Consider the following 15,255-nt stretch of genomic DNA (forward strand, 5'->3'; position numbering starts at 1 on the left):
CGAGAGCACCCGACCTGGCAGCGTCAGTCCAGCGACCCCTTCCGATCCGCCATCGCCTGCTCGAGCTCGTCGCGGATCTGGTCCCCGCCCTCGGCCTTCCAGGTCTTCACGCCGTCAGGCCAGGCGTCGACGGGTTTACGGCCCTGCAGGATGTCGCTGGTGAGGTCGTCGATGCGGCCCGTAATGGCTCCACCGCGCTCGGTGTCGGTCTCCGAATAGAGTCCCAGCGTCGGGTTTGCGGAGCCATACCCCACGGCGACCTTCTGCCCGTCGTACCAGTTCTGCGTGGACTGCGGATTGCCGGGCACGTAGATCGGCCACGGCGCATCGGTGAGATAGCGGAAGCCGAGCGGGGTCTCGCTGGTGCCACGCTGGGTGAGGACCGGGTCGGTCCCGTCGAGGTCATAGTGCACGCCCGCGCTGCCGTACACCCGGAACAGGTACTCCTCCGTCCCGAACGGGGCCGCCAGCCAGTTCAGCACGTTGAGCAGTGTCTCCACCCGGTCCTCTGCTCCCTTCCGGATCGCTGAGAACCCATAGGCGGGGTCGGCCAGCCAGGAGCAGGCACTATCGCCCGTGCCGTCGTAGTCGGGCGTGCGCATCGCCGTCATCGCGAAGTCCTCGCCGGAGGTCTGCTCGCGGTGGAACTGCGGCCACGCCGAGAAGGTGTCCCAGGTGAAGTAGCTGCGTCCCGAACCGAACCAGTTCTTCACATCGTTGCCCTGCGCGGCGAACGTGTCCGGATTCAGCACACCGGCTTCGACCAGGCGCCGCGCCGCCTCCAGGGCTTCCTGTTGCGCCTCGTGTTCGAAGTTCCTGGTCAGCGAGCCATCCTGCTCCATCCAGGTGTTCGGGATGCCGAGCATCTGACGGATGAGGTCCAGCGGCACGGAACCCAGCGCCCACACGTTCTCCTGGGGAGCGGTGAGCTCCTTGCACAGATCCAGGAACTCCTCGAAATCGGTGGGATCCTCCGTGATCCCCTTGGCCTCCAGCAGGTCCTGGCGCTTGTAGAGGATCGACGTGCTCATGACGCCGCGGGGAATCGGGATCCCCATGATCTTCCCGTTCAGAGCTGTCGGCCTCCACGTCTCGGTGGGGATGTTCGCCAGGAACGGGTAGTCGGCGACCTTGGGCCCGGACAGGTGCGGGGTGAGGTCCGCGGCCGAGGCCTCGATGAACTGGGGCAGCTGCGGCGTCCCGCGGACCACGCAGAACATGTCGGGGAGGGAATCCCCGGCGACGATCGTGGCGAACTTCTGCTCCCAGTCCGATCCTGGCACGATGTTCAGTCGCAGATCCGAGCCGAGTCTCGAGTTCAACTCCTGCCAGAATGCGTTGCGGGAGACCGACGGCGGGACCGGGGAATCGGTGCGCACCAGTGACGCGATCTCCTTGCCGTCGCCGGGAGTTCCGGACGTCGCGACCCGTGGCTCGGCCGGGTATTCGAAGTACCCGTCCATCAGGCCGGACTCCGCGTCACCGGGAAGATCCGGCGTGGCGCCCTCGAACGGGATGTGGTCGGGCAGCTCGACCGGCGCATTGGCGAATTCTGCGGGAATGCCCCCGCGGCCCTCGTTGCTGCAGGCTGCGAGGACGCCGGCCCCTCCGAGGGCGCCGGCCGTGAGAAGAGATCGTCGGGTGGGTGCGGTCATCGCAGGGCCTCCGGGTCGGTCAGGGGCCGACGGGCCGGCGCGAGGACGGTGCGGCCCGAATGGAAACGGTAGCGGTCGGGGAGTGTGCGCGCTGCGGGGGCGCCGGGCGGCATCGACGAGTCGGTCATCCCTTCACCGCCCCGGTCAGCACGCCCTTGGCGAAATGGCGCTGCAGGAACGGGTACACGCACAGGATCGGCACGATGGAGATCACCAGGATCGCCATCTGGATCGTGGTCTGCGGAGGTGCAGCCTCCATCACGGTGCCCATCTCGGTGGTACCCATCTCGGTGCCGTTGACCACGTAGGTGCGCAGCACCATCTGCAGCGGCCACTTCGCGGCGTCGTTGAGGTAGAGCAGGGCGCTGAAGAAGGCGTTCCAGTAGTTCACGCCGTAGAACAGCCCGATTACGGCCAGCGCCGCACGGGAGAGCGGCAGGCCGATCCGGCGGAAGATCTGCCACTCCGAGGCGCCATCGATCTTCGCGGCGTCGATCAACTCCTGGGGCAGGCTCGCGAAGAACGAGCGCACCACGATCACGTTGAACGCGCTGACGGCCGTCGGCAGGATCAGCGCCCAATAGGAATCGATCAGCCCGAACTGGCGGACGGCCAGGTAGGTCGGGATCAGGCCGGGGGAGAACAGCAGGCTGATCAGAACCAGCAGCAGCATCGGGCGATTGCCCACGGTGCCGCGGCGGGACAGGGCCCAGGCCAGCATGGCGGTTAGCGCGAGGCTGATGAAGGTGCCGACGGCGGTGATACCGATGGAGATCACCAGGGAGCGCGCCACCACGCCGCCGGAGAGGATCGAACGGTATGCCGTCAGGTCGATCTCGCGCGGCAGCAGCACGAAGCCGCCGGATTCAGTGACCTGATCGGCCGGGGCCACCGAAGTGGAGACGATCCCGATGAAGGGGATGATCACCAGGGCGCAGATGACCGCGAGTACGACGGCCTTGAGCGCCTTCTCGAGCGGGCTCGCGGTGTCCTGCAGGCTGCGGCGTCGCACCTGGGCGCGAGCGGGGGTGCGCGGGGGCGCACCGGAGGTATCGGGGCTGTCAGGGATGCGGGTATCGGCGGTCATGCCTTGTAGACCCCTTCCTCGCCGAAGGCGTGGGCGACCTTGTTGGCGGCCAGGACCAGACACAGGCCCAGCGCGCTCTTGACCAGGCCCACGGCGGCAGCAGGACCCCACTGGCCGCCGGCGATGCCTTCGTTGTAGACGTAGGTATCGAGCACTTCGCTGGCGTCGATCCCCACCGCCTGCTGCTGCAGGATGATCTGTTCGAACCCGACGGTCAGGGAGTTGCCCAGCTGGAGGATGAACAGCAGGATCACGATGGGGCGCAGGCCCGGCAGCGTCACGTGCCACATCTGCCGGAAGCGCGAGGCCCCATCGACCGCCGCGGCCTCGTACAGCGCCTTGTCGATGCCCGAGAGCACGGCCAGGAAGAGAATCGTGGCCCAGCCGGTGTCCTTCCAGATCACCTGTGAAGTCAGCAGCACCTTGAAGATGTCGGCGTTGCCGATGATGTCCAGCGTCGCCAGCCCGTGCGAACGCAGCACGTTGTTGATCAGGCCGGAACCGCCCAGCATCTGCTGGAAGATCGCGACCACGATCACCCAGGACAAGAAGTGAGGCAGGTACAGGATCGACTGCACGATCTGGCGCATCTTGTTGGACATCAGGCTGTTCAGCAGCAGGGCGAGGACCACCGGCAGCGGGAAGATCAGCACCGACTGGATCAGCGTGAGAATCAAGGTGTTGCGTAGCGCATTCAGGAACGCGGGGTCGCCCGAGACCAGGATCTCGAAGTTCTGGAATCCCACCCAGAGGCTCTCGCGGATTCCTAGGTAGGGCTGGTAGTCCTGGAAGGCGATGACGTTGCCCAATAGCGGGTAGTACTGGAAACCGATCAGCAGCAGCATGCCGGGTACGGCGAGCACCAGCACCATGCGGTCGCGCAGGATGCGGCGCCACAGGGTGGGTTTGGATCTTCGCTCCAGCGGAGGTGATGAGGCCTCGCGGGGCGGGGCCTGGTTCTCGATGACGGCCATGGCGGACGTTCTCCTCGATGAGATGTCGTCGTGGGAGGCGCGTGCACCCTGCTGTCGTCTCGGGTGATCGTGCCGAAGGTGCCTCCCGTGAGCGGCTCCTTTGCGCTCCGGGGCGGTGCTGTGATGTGAAGCACGGCATTTCCTACGTGAGAAGAGCATGGTGTTCGACGGGTTGCCAGAAGTTGCCTCACGGGCGTCTGGCGGGGTCGCGGATAGCACGGAGAGGCGCTCGACGGGTGCGTCGGCAGGTCATCGATGGAATCTCTGGGGGCTTGCTGAGCTGGGAATTCGCTTACCCGGCGAGAATATTCGTGTCTTCGGATCGTGCGCATGTGGCGGAGGTGGCGGCCTGCCGGGAGTCATCGGCTGGCGAGTTCCGGGTCGCGGCACGACGGCCCCCGCGTTCCCGTCGCCGTGATCCATGCTCGCCCTGCCGGGCACCGTCGCGCCGAGCCGCCCCGTTGCCACCACCCCAAGTGGGCTATACCATTTCCGGATCAAGTGGCGGCATCGCCTGCCGCCCCGTCGTCCAGGAGCGAGCGCGCCCATGAACACCTTCGAAGACGTCATACGCGTCATCACCGACAATCTCTTCGCCCAGGTCTCCATCCTCATCGGGCTCATCGCGCTGGTCGGCCTGATCCTGCAGCGCAAGCCGTTCGACGAGGTCGTCGCCGGGGCGCTGCGCGCCACCATCGGCGTGGTCATCCTCAACATCGGCGTGGAGATCTTCACCGGGGGACTGTCAAGCTTCCAGGCCATCGTCTCCAGCGCCATGGGCCTGGACCCGCCGGAGGCCACCTCCACCCTCGCCGACTTCACCGCCGGCGCCGGCTCGGTCGTGCCGCTGATCATCGCCGGCGGCTTCGTGGTCCACCTGGCACTGGTGCGGATCTTCCCCGCCGCCCGCTTCGTCTACCTCACCGGCCACCTCATGTACTGGATGTCCGTGGTGATCTCCGCGTCGCTGGTGGAGGCCTTCGGCGACGTCAACCGCTGGGTGCTGGCCGGAGTCGGCTCGATCCTCATCGGCTGCTACTGGGTCCTCCAGCCGCTGTGGACCCGCCCGCTAATGCGCAAGGTGATGGGCGATGACGAGGTGGGCCTGGGCCACACCGACTCCCTGATCGCCGTGGCCTCCGGGTACGGGGCGCGCGCCCTGAGGCTCGGCGACCCTGAGCAGCATGACTCCGAGCGGGTGCGCCTGCCCAAGCCGGTCTCGTTCTTCAAGGACATCAACGTCTCCACCGCCACGATCATCGGCGTGATCATGCTGGTGGCGATCCTGTTCGCCGATTCCGGCGTGGTCGCGGAACAGATGGGCGATGAGACCCTGCTGCCGTGGGTCTGGGCCGTGCTGCAGGCGCTGCGCTTCGCCGCGGGCATCGCGATCCTGCTGTTCGGCGTGCGCATGTTCCTCGCCGAGATCGTCCCCGCCTTCAAGGGGCTCTCGGAGAAGGCACTGCCGGGCACGAAGCCCGCCCTGGACCTGCCGGTGGCCTTCACCCGCGCCCCCACCGCCGTGATGATCGGTTTCCTCGTCTCGACCGTGGTGTTCCTGGCACTGATGCTGATCTTCGCCGCCACCGGCTGGTTCGTCCTCGTCCCGCCGATGATCATGCTGTTCTTCGGTGGCGGCGCCGGCGGCGTGTTCGGCAACGCGGTCGCCGGCTGGCGCGGCGCCATCTTCGGCGGCGTCCTCAACGGCATCGTGCTCGCGATCGGCCAGGCCATCGGCTGGGGCCTGTACGCGGGCACCGCGCCGGAAATCGCCACGCTGGCCGACGCCGACTGGTACGCGGTGGGCTGGGCACTGATCGGCCTCGGCGCCTTGCTCTCGCCACTGGGAACCTGGGCGATCTGGGTGCTGGCCGCCGTCACACTCCTGGTGACCATCGCGATCCTCGTCGCCCTGGGCCGCCGCGCCCCGGCCGAGGCCACCGCTTCCACCGGTGCCGACCCGACCGGCACCGATTCGACCGGCACCGACGCCCCGCAGAGCCACCGCGGCGAGCCCGCCACGGTCGGTGCGACCGCCGCGGCGGAGGGGCGGACCGCGACGGCCGACGGTGGCGCCGCCCCGACGGCCGACGGTGACGCCGCTCCGAGGGCCGACGCCGCGACCAGCCCGTCGGCCTCCGCGCCCACACCCACCGCGCCCTCCGGCCCGCTGGACGTCCTCGCCGTGTGCGGGGCGGGCATGGGCTCGAGCCTCATCCTGCGCACCACGGCCGAGAAAGCGCTGGACCGCATGGGGATCGAGGCGACGATGCGCCACACCGACGTCGGCTCCGCCCGCGGTGAGCACCCCGACATCGTCGTCGCCCAGCAGAGCTACCTCCAGGAGCTCGGCGACATCGCCCCGGTGATGGTCCCGATCGAGAACTTCGTCGACGTCGACCACGTCGAGAGCCGCATCTCCGAGGCGCTGCAGAAAGAAGGATGGCGATGAGCGAGGACCCGATGATCGACGACCTCACGAGCATGCTCACCCGCGTGGTCGAGGACAACCGGGACGGGATCGAGGCATCTGCGCAGGCCGTCGCCGCCTCGGGCCGGGACGGCGGCTTGCTGTACGCCGCCGGGGCGGGGCATTCCCTCGCCGCAGTGATGGAGACGTTCTTCCGGGCCGGGGGCCTTGCTTTCGTCCGGCCCCTGTGGGATCAGCGAGTGCTGCCGCTGGCCGGGGCCCGCGCCTCGACCGCCGCCGAACGGGAGGCGGGGCTCGGTCAGGCCGTGGCCGAACGCGCCGGGGTTGGCTCGCAGGACACCGTGCTGATCTTCTCCAACTCCGGCGTGAACCCCTATCCGGTGGAGATCGCGCAGCAGGGCCGACGGGCCGGCGCCACCGTCATCGCCATGACCTCCGTCCAGGCGAGCCGCACCGCGCCCCAGCGCGCCGAGGGCCGGCTGTTCGAGCTCTCCGACATCGTCCTGGACACGCAGGTGCCGGCGGGGGATGTGACCTGGCCGCCGTCGGAGCCCGTCACTGCGCCCGCCTCGACCCTGGTGACGGCTTCGCTGTGGACGGCGATCCTGCGGCGGATCGACACCATCGCCCCGGAGGTGCCGCGGTGGAAGAGCGCGAACGTGGCCGGGACCGATGAGTTCAACGCCGCACTCGTAGAGCGCTTCGCCCCCCGGATTCCTGAGCTGTGACCGGCGCGATCTGCGCGGAGAGCTCGAAGCGGTCGCCGGGGTAGGTCGAGACGGTGCGCTCGATGGCCTGCCCGCCGCGGCCGGAGACACGCACGAACTCGAGCGCCGCCGAGCCCCGCTCGACCCCGAGCTCCTCGGCGTCCTCGGGGCGGATGATCGCCGCGCGGATCGTCTGCTCGCCGGCGTCGAACCGTACGCCGTAGCGGGACTCCAGCACGCTGTACAGCGACTGGGTCGAGAAGTCGACCTCGGCCAATCCCGGGACGACGCTGGCATCCAGGGCGGTGCGCTCGATGGCCATCGGCCGCTCGTCGGCCAGGCGCACGCGGTCCAGCCGCACCACCGGGGCGCCGTCGCCGAGGCCGAGTGCCTCGGCGGTGAAGGGGTCGGCGGGCGTCTCGACAAGGCTGAGCACCCGCGAGCTCGCGCGGATGCCGCGGGCGGCCATGTCCTCGGTGAATCCCGTCAGGTGCAGGGGCAGGTTCACGGCGGGGCGTGCGACGAACGAGCCCCGGCCCACCTCACGCACCAGTCGGCCTTCCCGCGTCAGCTCATCCAGCGCGCGGCGTGCCGTCATCCGCGAGACGCCGCTCTCGGCCGCGAGCGCCCGCTCGCTGGGCACGGAGGTGCCGACGGGCAGTGCCTCGATCTGAGCGCGCAGCTCCTCCACCAGGGCGCGGAACTTGGGTCGGTCGGTCATGGGCCGATCTTCGCACGGTGCGGGCCGCGGCCCTGGACACGGGGTCGAGATGGTCTCGACGGCGTCGGCGTACGGATCGGCTCCTGGTCTGAAGCCCGGTCGGATCGTTGACGGGGCTCTCCGCCCGTTCCTAGGCTCCGCATGAGGTCGGCAGAGGACAGGCGAGCAACTCTGTGGCGACTGCCAGCTGACCCCGTGTGATCGAGGAGGGTGAACGATGGGCGTCAGGTCTCTTCTGCCCGGGCGACTGGGCTTCGGGACCGCGCCGCTGGGGAATATGTACCGTGCGGTCCCCGAGGAGGACGCCGCAGCCACTGTTGATCAGGCGTGGGACGGCGGAGTGCGTTACTTCGACACGGCCCCGTTCTACGGGGCCGGTCTCTCAGAGATCCGGCTGGGACAGGCCCTGTCACGGCGACCCCGGGATGAGTACGTTCTCAGCACCAAGGTCGGGCGCCTCATCCTGGATGAAACTGAGGATGTGGCCGGTCGTGATCACGCTGAGACGGGTGGCATCTTCGCTGACGGCCGCCCCAACACGATGATCAACGACTACACCGCCGATGCCACGCTGCGCTCCATCGAGGACAGTCTGGAGCGCCTGCAGACCGATCGGCTGGACATCGTGTGGGTTCACGATATCGCTCAGGACTTCCATGGCGACGACTGGCTGGCCGCCTACGAGTCCGCGCGCACCGGCGCCTTCCGTGTCCTGGCCAGGCTGCGGGAGGAAGGCGTGATCAGCGCTTGGGGTCTTGGTGTGAACCGGGTCGAACCTGTGGAGCTGACGCTCGCCCTCGAGGAGCCTCAGCCGGACGCGTTCCTGCTGGCCGGCCGATACTCGTTGCTGGATCACGAGAAGGCCCTCAGTCGCCTGTTGCCGCAAGCTGTGGACCAGGGCGTGGACATGGTCGTCGGTGGCCCCTACAATTCCGGCGTCCTCGCCGGAGGGGAGCACTTCGAGTACGCCCCGGCCTCCGAGGAGACCCGCGCCAAGGTCGTGCGTGTCCGGCGCCTTGCCGAGGAATTCGGTGTCAGCGTCAAGGCCGCGACGCTGCAGTTCTCTCTGGCGCATCCGGCGACAGCCGCGGTCATACCGGGGGCCACCCGTCCCGAACACGTGCTCGAGGATATCGCCGCTGTGACCGAGCGGGTCCCCGCAGAATTCTGGACAGCACTGCAGCAGGAGAAGATCGTTGCACCTGGAGCGCCCGTTCCCGCGGCCTGACAGCGATCAGCCATGGGGCGCTGCTCCCGGTGCGCAACCCGGAGTCCTGGATAAAGCCGCCACGCAAGCCTGGACCTCCTTCAACGCGACGGCCGCCAGTACGTTCACCGCGGCGTCGGACTGGACCCCCGGTGGTCGCGCTGACGGCTCCGCGCGATGCTCTGGCGCATGTCGCGGTGCTCAGGTTCTCAGGTGCGACGCCCCGTTCAGATCGAGGATCGCCCCGGAGGCCCACTGCGCCTCGGGTGAGGTGAGGTAGAGGATCGCCGCGGCGACCTCGTCGGCGGTTCCCACCCGCCCGAAGGGGCTCTGGGCCCGCAGGCCGTCACCGTTCTCGCCGTCGAGTTTGGGCTGCTGGCGCTCGGTGTCGACGAAGCCGGGCGCGACCGATGCGACGGCGATGCCGTGCGGCGCGAGGGCCAGGGCCATGGACTGCCCGAACGCGTGGAGTCCGGCCTTCGCCGCCCCGTAGGCCGGGGCGTCGGGCTCGCCGCGGAAGGCGCCGCGGGAGCCGACGTTGACGACCACTCCCTGGGCGCCGCGGGCGATGAGCGAACGGGCCACGAGATACGTCAGGTTCGCCGGTGCGCTCAGATCGACGTCGATCATCCGCCTCCAGCGCTGCTGCCACGTCTCGTAGTCAACCTCGTCGACGCGGTGGGAGGTGGCCTCGCCGGGGGCGATGCCGGCGTTGTTGACGAGGATGTCGATCTGTCCCATCCCGGCCTCCGCTTCCTCGACGACGCGGCGAGCGGTCTCGGGATCGGAGAGGTCGCCGCCGACGAGAACATGACCTTGGCCGTGCAGTTGCGCGAGGGTCTCCTCCGCCGACGCACTGTCGGCGCCGTAGTGGACGGCCACCCGGTCGCCGCGCTCACTCAGGGCGATTGCCGTCGCGCGCCCGATCCCTCGGGAGGCTCCAGTGACCAGTGTGCATCTCATGCTCGGCTGCCTCGTTCCGTGGTCGCTCGGGGGTGGTCGATCTTGGCGGGTGGTCGATCGCAGTGTCATCCTCGCGCATGGGGCGGCTGTGCGGTGTCCGCATCCGGGCCCGGCTGGTCCGTGCCGTGGAGGGGGCCACCCAGGCTCGGATGCCATCGCTCATTCGGGACCGGCAGATGCGACCCGGCGCCTCGGCCGCGCCAGCGCAGAGCGGACGAAGAACCCGGCGAAGCGCCCGGCTGCGGTCAGCCGTCGGGCCCGCGTGAAGCCCTGCCCCCGGATCGAGGTCAGGAGCCGGACGAGGTCCGGTGCGCTGATCCTCAGCACGGTCCGGACGGATTGCCCGTCGGCCCCGTCGGCCACCCACTCGGCCCCGTCGGCCCCGTCGGCGGGGGAGACCTCGATGTGCAGCGTCGTCAGCCCCGACAGCAGCGCGAGCGGGTGGCGGCCGGACGTGTGCTTGACGCCCGTGAGCCGGCGGGGCCTGCCTGCGTCGTCGGCGAACTCCAGCGAGTACCGCATGGCCTCATCGCCCCCGCGCGGGAACAGCGAGAGCGTGCCGGCGGTCTCTGCGCCGGTGGCGATGCCCTCGAGATCGATCGTGCCGTGCACGGCGATCGGGTGAGTGCGGTCGGTGAGAAACCTGTCCATGCTGCGGACCTCTGCGCGCAGGCGCAGCTCCGCCCGGGCTCTCGTGCCCGACGGCGTCGCCATGCGTTCGGCGAAGACGACCCCGTCGCTCCTGGTCGCCTCGCGCGCGGCCGCCGCATGGGCGAAGGCGCCGTCCTCCGGCACGGGAGTCGCCTGCACCGCGCCCCATTCGGGGGCGCGCCACTCGGGTCGCCCGGCCGCCCGGATCACCGCCTCGATGGCGCGCTCGGCGCCGGCCAGGATCGTCGCAGACGGGTTCACGCCCGTCGCGGCGGGCACCACGGACCCGTCCATCACGTACAGGCCGGGATAGCCGTGCACCTGGCCGATGTCATCGACCACGCCGGATGCCGCGTCGGCCCCGGGGCGCACCCCGCCTAGGGGGTGGACGGTGATGGTGCGCCGCAGCAGCGACCACGTCGGTGGGTTGTACTGTCGCCCGCCCAGCAGCCGCCGCACCAGCGGCCCCACCCGACGCTGCGAGCGGTACAGGTGAGCCTGCCAGCGATTGCTCCAGCTCAGCGCCGCCTCTCCCGTCTCGTCCAACCGCAGCGTGCCCCGGGCCGAATCCCGGCCCATGGCCAGCAGCGCGAAGGTGCGCGTGGGGTCGCTGCCGCGCAGGTGCTTCCACCAGCGCCGGACGGTGCGCCCCGGCAGCAGCGCGTCGTAGAGCTCCTGCAGGGGAGGCGGGATCGCACCGTCCTGCACCTGGAACCACACCGACCGCCTGCCCTCGGGCACGGACAGCACAGTCGTGGTGGTGATCGTCGGGCCCGTGGTCATGTCCGCGGCATCCCGCGGCATCTCGGCGAGGGTCAGGAAGTCGCCGTTGCCGGAGAATCCCCGGCCCAGCTGCGGCGAGAGGTCGGGCAGGGTGCCGTGGACATCGCGGGCGCGCAGCAGCAGCTCGTTGGTCGCCACCGCCCCGGCGGCCAGCACGACCCGCGGCGCCGTCCAGGCCTGGGGCGGGGCCGACGGGTCCGACGGGGTAGTGGTGGTCACCGCGTAGCCTGCGCGGCCCGATAGGCCTGACGGATCGGGGGTGGCCGCCTGATCCGCAGCGTCGGCGGGACCGCCGTAGCCGGGAACGAGCTCGATCCGGCGGACCTCGGCGTCGGTGACCGCGCGGGCCCCGTGCTGCTCGGCCACCGCGAGATAGGTGACATCCAGGGTGTTCTTTGCGCCGTGGTTGCAGCCGATGATGCACTCGCCCACGAAAGCGCATCCGCGCCGCGGCACCCCGTGGGCGTTTGGAAGCCATGTCTCGGGATCCCCGAAGGTCACGGCGAGATTCGGGCGCACCGTGGCCGGGATGTCCATGCCCTGGACCATCTGCTCGATCAGTGAGGTGCGCGGGGCGGGCCTGCCGGTCGCCGGATCGTCCCCGGCCGGGGCGATGCCCATCATGTGCCCGGCCAGCTCGTAGTACGGGTCGAGGCTCTCGCGCCGCAGGTGCGATGGCCACCGCTCGTCCATGACGCCTTCATAGGGGCGGGAGAAGACGTTGGCGTAGACCAGGGAGCCGCCGCCCCAACCCGCCGCCTGCACACTGCCCATCGTGTCCAGCCAGCGGACGTCGTACAGGCCCTGGCCGGCCCGCCACAGCCAGCGGTCCTCCAGCTCGGGCCGGCGCGGGAACTCGCCGAGGGCCCACCGGCGACCGCGCTCGAGCACGATCACGGACAGTCCCGCCTGCGCGAGGCGGGCCGCGGCGACTGCTCCGCCGAAGCCGCTGCCGACGACGATCGCGTCCGCGTCGTAGTGCTGAGCCATGATCAGTGTCCTCGCTGCCGCACGGGGCCCGACTGCTCGCCGTCCTCCCGTGTCCTGGGGATCGTAGAGCCGCCGGATCGGCGGACGCTGAGGTGTGCCCGCCGCGGGGCAGCGGCCAGTGTCCGCAGACGTGCTCCGGCGCTCGGTCGTCAGTCTTCCTCCCCGGTGCGGGCCCGTCCACACATCGGCCGAACCGGCGCTCTATGCGTAACCGCAGTGTTACGCTTTCCGTATGGACGTGTTCGACGCTCTGGCGGACGAGACGCGCCGCCGCCTGCTCCTGCAGCTCGCCGACGGTGCGCATACGGCCGGGGACCTGGCTCGGACGGAGACCATCTCGCGGCCCGCGATCAGCCGCCACCTGAAGGTGCTCCGAGAGGCAGGCGTGCTGGACGTGCAGCAGAACGGGCGGCAGCGCTTCTACGCGCTGCGAGCCCAGGGACTGGAACCGGTTCGCGATCTGGTCGAGCGGATCGCCTCGCCCCCGGAGCCAGCGCCGCCGGTCTCCGAGCATCATCTGGACGCGCTCGAGCTGGAAGTGCGCCGAACCGTGCGTGACCGCCCCGCGAGACAGGATCACCGACAGGAGAACTCCGCATGAACGCCACGCCGCAACCGAACGGACAGCTGGGGGAGGGGCCCCACGGACGTGAGGTCCGCATCGAGCGCCGCTTTCGAGCCCCTATCGACGACGTCTGGGCCGCGATGACCGAGCCCGAGCGACTCCAGCGGTGGATCGGCAGATGGGAGGGTGACCCGGCCACGGGCAGAGTCGCGTTCTTCATGACCGCCGAGGGCGACGACGTCGAGCCCGAAGAATTCGCCATCACGGAGTGCAGCCCGCCTCACCGCTTCGCCGCGGACACCAGCGTCGGCGACGGCGCCTGGCATCTGCGGTTCGAGCTGAGCCACGAGGATGGCATCACCACCGTGGTCTTCGCCCAGGCGCTCGGCGACGACCCCCTCGGCAGCGTCGGGCCGGGCTGGGAGTACTACCTCGACCGGCTCGCCCGCACCCTCGAGGGGGAGGACGCCGACGACGTCGACTGGCACAGCTATTACCCGTCCATGAGCGAGTACTACGAGTCCCTCGCGCGATGACCGCGCGGCGGCCGGGAGCCACCCCGTCGGCCGCCCTCGAGCATGATCACGGACGACCCATCCGGGCGCGGCTGTCCATGCGCGGGACGCCTATCGCATCTGCCCTGCATATAACGCGGCAGGTGCGATCGGCGTCCCGCTGACGGTCACGGTCGGAGGCGGTCGCACGAGTCGCTGGCTGTGACCGCGCGGTGATGCGCCTGACGTTGTCGCCGGCCACCAGGCGTGCGATCTTGGCAGTGAGCCCGGAGAATCGGGCTCCCGGACGAGGGGTGCCGTACCCGGAGTGCGACAAGACGGCCCGCAGGAGGCTGTGATGTCGTGGTTCGTTCTGGTGCTCTCCGGGATGCTCGAAGCGGTGTGGGCCACCGCGCTGGGGAAGTCCGAGGGCTTCAGCCGGCTCGCCCCCACCCTGGTGTTCTTCGTCGCCCTGGCCGCGAGCATGACCGGCCTGACCTATGCGATGAAGGACCTGCCCACCGGCACCGCCTACGCCGTATGGGTGGGCATCGGGGCGGTGCTCACCGTCGTCTATGCGATGGCCACCGGTGAAGAGCTGATCTCGGTGACGAAGGTTCTGTTCCTGCTGATGATCATCGGCGGGGTCGTGGGGCTCAAGCTCGCCCACTGAGGACCGCCCCCGCTCTCGGCAGGCTGCGGGCTAGCTGACCTGCCCCCGCGGTCCGCAGCCCCGGCTAGCTGAGCTGCCCCGTGAACACGGCCGGTCCCACCAGCAGGGCGAAGCCGACGGCGAGCAGCAGCCAGCCCAGACAGGCGGCCGGCATGTTCGTCGTGGCGTACTGGTCGCCCCAGGACTTCACCCAGCGGCTGGACAGTGCCAGGAGGATCACGCCGATCGCGGCGATCACGATTCCGGTCCACATCAGCACGGTGATCATGGACGACCAGCCTCTCTCTCCTGTCGGGATGTCCCTGACTCGTGTCGGAACGCAGCCATTGTCCGTCGGCGGGGGAGCCCGGCGCATCCATCGCCCTCAGCCGGCCTGCATGACCTCCTGCAGGCGGCCGACGGAGGAGGTGTACGGCCACAGCCACACGTCGTCCACGGCCATGTACTCCCGGTCCTCCGGCGTGAAGAGATCGGCGGCTTCTCCGAGCGCCATGAGATCGAGATGCTTGCCCATGCCCTCCACGGGAATCTCGTGCTGCGTCCCGTCGACCGTGATGAGGAGGTGGCCGTCCCCGTCCTCATCCTGTCGCGTCTCGACCTCGGGCTCACCAGTGTGGCGGAGCACCTCGGCGAGGGTCTTGACCACGTCTGGCCAGTCGGAGCTCGGATCATCGAGCGGAGAATCCGGGACGGCGTAGACGTACCAGAAGGCGCCGACGTCGTAGCGGTCGTCGGCCGGGTCCGGGCCCTCGGCGCCCAGGAAGTACTCCCAGGAATCCTCCATGAGGGGATCGTCGAAGACGGAGACGTCGACGCCCTCGCGCCGTGGGATCCCGGCCTCCTCGAGCAGCCGCAGCTTCTCCTCGACGCTCAAGGACTGTGCGGCGCCCGAGGTCTCAGTGGCGCCCGGCGTCTCAGCGGTGCGCGATGCCTCCGTGTTGCGCGACGTTCCCGGGGCGTCCGGCGCCTGGCCGGCGCTCGGCGACGCACCCGCGTCACCGCGCTCTGTGCGTCGTCCCCGCAGCCAATTGAACAGGCCCATGCGTTCTCTCCTCGTCGGTTCCACCGGTACCGGCCGGAGCGCCCGTGCGGCGTCCCCCATCGCGCGGCCACGCTAGCGCGACGGCTCGTCCCCGCCGCAGTCGCGTGGGCTCATCTCGGGATCCGGGCAGTCGGTCGAGATCGATCGGCGCGCGCCATGCCAGGTCGAAACGCCTCCGATCCGGCAGCTGCGCACATAGGGTCGGGACATGAGTTCCCTGAGTCAACCTCTAGGCCGTGAGAGCGCTGCTGTGGTCGTTTCTGTCGGTTCTGCGCCGCTCGTGGATGGTGGGGTCGTAGCACGTTCCGTCGC

General features: G+C 69.7%; 14 protein-coding genes and 1 riboswitch. Of the genes, 6 read left to right on the forward strand and 8 right to left on the reverse strand.

Annotation, left to right across the window (positions count from 1 at the left end; translation table 11 throughout):
- Window positions 1–23: 23 nt before the first annotated feature.
- From ACFQRJ_RS13725 to ACFQRJ_RS13735, 3 genes are all read right to left on the reverse strand, one after another.
- Window positions 24–1,655 (reverse strand): extracellular solute-binding protein, encoded by a 1,632-nt coding sequence (locus tag ACFQRJ_RS13725; protein ID WP_377019739.1) that lies wholly within the window; start codon window positions 1,653–1,655, stop codon window positions 24–26.
- Window positions 1,656–1,779: 124 nt separating this feature from the next.
- The gene (locus tag ACFQRJ_RS13730) at window positions 1,780–2,742 is read right to left on the reverse strand and encodes a carbohydrate ABC transporter permease (protein WP_377019740.1); all 963 of its coding nucleotides are present in this window, start codon (window positions 2,740–2,742) and stop codon (window positions 1,780–1,782) included.
- Window positions 2,739–3,716 carry an ABC transporter permease gene (locus ACFQRJ_RS13735; RefSeq protein ID WP_377019742.1) on the reverse strand — a complete coding sequence of 326 codons (978 nt, stop codon included), beginning with the start codon at window positions 3,714–3,716 and terminating at the stop codon, window positions 2,739–2,741. The genes ACFQRJ_RS13730 and ACFQRJ_RS13735 overlap by 4 nt, the downstream gene beginning before the upstream one ends.
- A gap of 547 nt (window positions 3,717–4,263) precedes the next feature.
- Between ACFQRJ_RS13735 and ACFQRJ_RS13740 the strand changes: the two genes are divergently transcribed.
- On the forward strand, window positions 4,264–6,168 hold the full coding sequence (locus ACFQRJ_RS13740) for a PTS transporter subunit IIC (RefSeq protein WP_377019743.1): 1,905 nt from the start codon (window positions 4,264–4,266) through the stop codon (window positions 6,166–6,168).
- Window positions 6,165–6,875, forward strand: coding sequence for a sugar isomerase domain-containing protein (locus ACFQRJ_RS13745; protein WP_377019744.1), 711 nt, complete (start codon window positions 6,165–6,167; stop codon window positions 6,873–6,875). The genes ACFQRJ_RS13740 and ACFQRJ_RS13745 overlap by 4 nt, the downstream gene beginning before the upstream one ends.
- On the opposite strand, the gene ACFQRJ_RS13750 is transcribed toward ACFQRJ_RS13745, so the two are convergent.
- Window positions 6,826–7,575: a GntR family transcriptional regulator gene (locus ACFQRJ_RS13750; RefSeq protein ID WP_377019745.1), complete on the reverse strand. Its 750-nt coding sequence runs from the start codon at window positions 7,573–7,575 to the stop codon at window positions 6,826–6,828. The two genes, ACFQRJ_RS13745 and ACFQRJ_RS13750, sit on opposite strands and share 50 nt — an antisense overlap.
- A gap of 217 nt (window positions 7,576–7,792) precedes the next feature.
- Here ACFQRJ_RS13750 and ACFQRJ_RS13755 point away from each other — a divergent pair, with 217 nt between their 5' ends.
- On the forward strand, window positions 7,793–8,803 hold the full coding sequence (locus tag ACFQRJ_RS13755; RefSeq protein ID WP_377019746.1) for an aldo/keto reductase: 1,011 nt from the start codon (window positions 7,793–7,795) through the stop codon (window positions 8,801–8,803).
- Between the two features lie 180 nt (window positions 8,804–8,983).
- Here ACFQRJ_RS13755 and ACFQRJ_RS13760 read toward each other — a convergent pair whose 3' ends face one another.
- Window positions 8,984–9,745, reverse strand: a complete 762-nt coding sequence (locus ACFQRJ_RS13760) for an SDR family NAD(P)-dependent oxidoreductase (RefSeq protein ID WP_377019747.1) — start codon at window positions 9,743–9,745, stop codon at window positions 8,984–8,986.
- 159 nt (window positions 9,746–9,904) lie between these two features.
- The gene (locus ACFQRJ_RS13765; protein WP_377019748.1) at window positions 9,905–12,169 is read right to left on the reverse strand and encodes a GMC family oxidoreductase; all 2,265 of its coding nucleotides are present in this window, start codon (window positions 12,167–12,169) and stop codon (window positions 9,905–9,907) included.
- A 232-nt stretch (window positions 12,170–12,401) separates the two neighbouring features.
- On the opposite strand from ACFQRJ_RS13765, the gene ACFQRJ_RS13770 reads away from it, so the two are divergent.
- The 3 genes from ACFQRJ_RS13770 to ACFQRJ_RS13780 all read left to right on the forward strand — a co-directional run bounded on the left by ACFQRJ_RS13770 (window position 12,402) and on the right by ACFQRJ_RS13780 (window position 13,901).
- On the forward strand, window positions 12,402–12,770 hold the full coding sequence (locus tag ACFQRJ_RS13770) for an ArsR/SmtB family transcription factor (protein ID WP_377019749.1): 369 nt from the start codon (window positions 12,402–12,404) through the stop codon (window positions 12,768–12,770).
- Entirely contained in the window at window positions 12,767–13,270 is a 504-nt protein-coding gene (locus tag ACFQRJ_RS13775; protein WP_377019750.1) for an SRPBCC family protein, read from the forward strand. Before ACFQRJ_RS13770 ends, ACFQRJ_RS13775 begins: the two co-directional genes overlap by 4 nt.
- Before the next feature lie 238 nt (window positions 13,271–13,508).
- A riboswitch (guanidine-III (ykkC-III) riboswitch) is annotated at window positions 13,509–13,576 on the forward strand.
- A gap of 10 nt (window positions 13,577–13,586) precedes the next feature.
- Window positions 13,587–13,901, forward strand: a complete 315-nt coding sequence (locus ACFQRJ_RS13780; protein WP_377019751.1) for a DMT family transporter — start codon at window positions 13,587–13,589, stop codon at window positions 13,899–13,901.
- A 64-nt stretch (window positions 13,902–13,965) separates the two neighbouring features.
- On the opposite strand, the gene ACFQRJ_RS13785 is transcribed toward ACFQRJ_RS13780, so the two are convergent.
- A complete protein-coding gene (locus tag ACFQRJ_RS13785) occupies window positions 13,966–14,169 on the reverse strand; it encodes a hypothetical protein (RefSeq protein WP_377019752.1) in 204 nt (67 codons plus the stop codon).
- Window positions 14,170–14,265: 96 nt separating this feature from the next.
- Window positions 14,266–14,943, reverse strand: coding sequence for a hypothetical protein (locus ACFQRJ_RS13790; protein ID WP_377019753.1), 678 nt, complete (start codon window positions 14,941–14,943; stop codon window positions 14,266–14,268).
- Window positions 14,944–15,255 lie beyond the last annotated feature (312 nt).

The sequence above is a fragment of the Brachybacterium sp. GCM10030252 genome (assembly GCF_042666535.1).
Classification (GTDB): Bacteria; Actinomycetota; Actinomycetes; order Actinomycetales; family Dermabacteraceae; genus Brachybacterium.

What these genes read in the sequence shown, in the direction of transcription:
- ACFQRJ_RS13725 (WP_377019739.1), bottom strand. Translation starts at nt 1,655, where the DNA reads ATGACCGCACCCACCCGACGATCTCTTCTCACGGCCGGCGCCCTCGGA.
- ACFQRJ_RS13730 (WP_377019740.1), bottom strand. Translation starts at nt 2,742, where the DNA reads ATGACCGCCGATACCCGCATCCCTGACAGCCCCGATACCTCCGGTGCG.
- ACFQRJ_RS13735 (WP_377019742.1), bottom strand. Translation starts at nt 3,716, where the DNA reads ATGGCCGTCATCGAGAACCAGGCCCCGCCCCGCGAGGCCTCATCACCT.
- ACFQRJ_RS13740 (WP_377019743.1), top strand. Translation starts at nt 4,264, where the DNA reads ATGAACACCTTCGAAGACGTCATACGCGTCATCACCGACAATCTCTTC.
- ACFQRJ_RS13745 (WP_377019744.1), top strand. Translation starts at nt 6,165, where the DNA reads ATGAGCGAGGACCCGATGATCGACGACCTCACGAGCATGCTCACCCGC.
- ACFQRJ_RS13750 (WP_377019745.1), bottom strand. Translation starts at nt 7,575, where the DNA reads ATGACCGACCGACCCAAGTTCCGCGCCCTGGTGGAGGAGCTGCGCGCT.
- ACFQRJ_RS13755 (WP_377019746.1), top strand. Translation starts at nt 7,793, where the DNA reads ATGGGCGTCAGGTCTCTTCTGCCCGGGCGACTGGGCTTCGGGACCGCG.
- ACFQRJ_RS13760 (WP_377019747.1), bottom strand. Translation starts at nt 9,745, where the DNA reads ATGAGATGCACACTGGTCACTGGAGCCTCCCGAGGGATCGGGCGCGCG.
- ACFQRJ_RS13765 (WP_377019748.1), bottom strand. Translation starts at nt 12,169, where the DNA reads ATGGCTCAGCACTACGACGCGGACGCGATCGTCGTCGGCAGCGGCTTC.
- ACFQRJ_RS13770 (WP_377019749.1), top strand. Translation starts at nt 12,402, where the DNA reads ATGGACGTGTTCGACGCTCTGGCGGACGAGACGCGCCGCCGCCTGCTC.
- ACFQRJ_RS13775 (WP_377019750.1), top strand. Translation starts at nt 12,767, where the DNA reads ATGAACGCCACGCCGCAACCGAACGGACAGCTGGGGGAGGGGCCCCAC.
- ACFQRJ_RS13780 (WP_377019751.1), top strand. Translation starts at nt 13,587, where the DNA reads ATGTCGTGGTTCGTTCTGGTGCTCTCCGGGATGCTCGAAGCGGTGTGG.
- ACFQRJ_RS13785 (WP_377019752.1), bottom strand. Translation starts at nt 14,169, where the DNA reads ATGATCACCGTGCTGATGTGGACCGGAATCGTGATCGCCGCGATCGGC.
- ACFQRJ_RS13790 (WP_377019753.1), bottom strand. Translation starts at nt 14,943, where the DNA reads ATGGGCCTGTTCAATTGGCTGCGGGGACGACGCACAGAGCGCGGTGAC.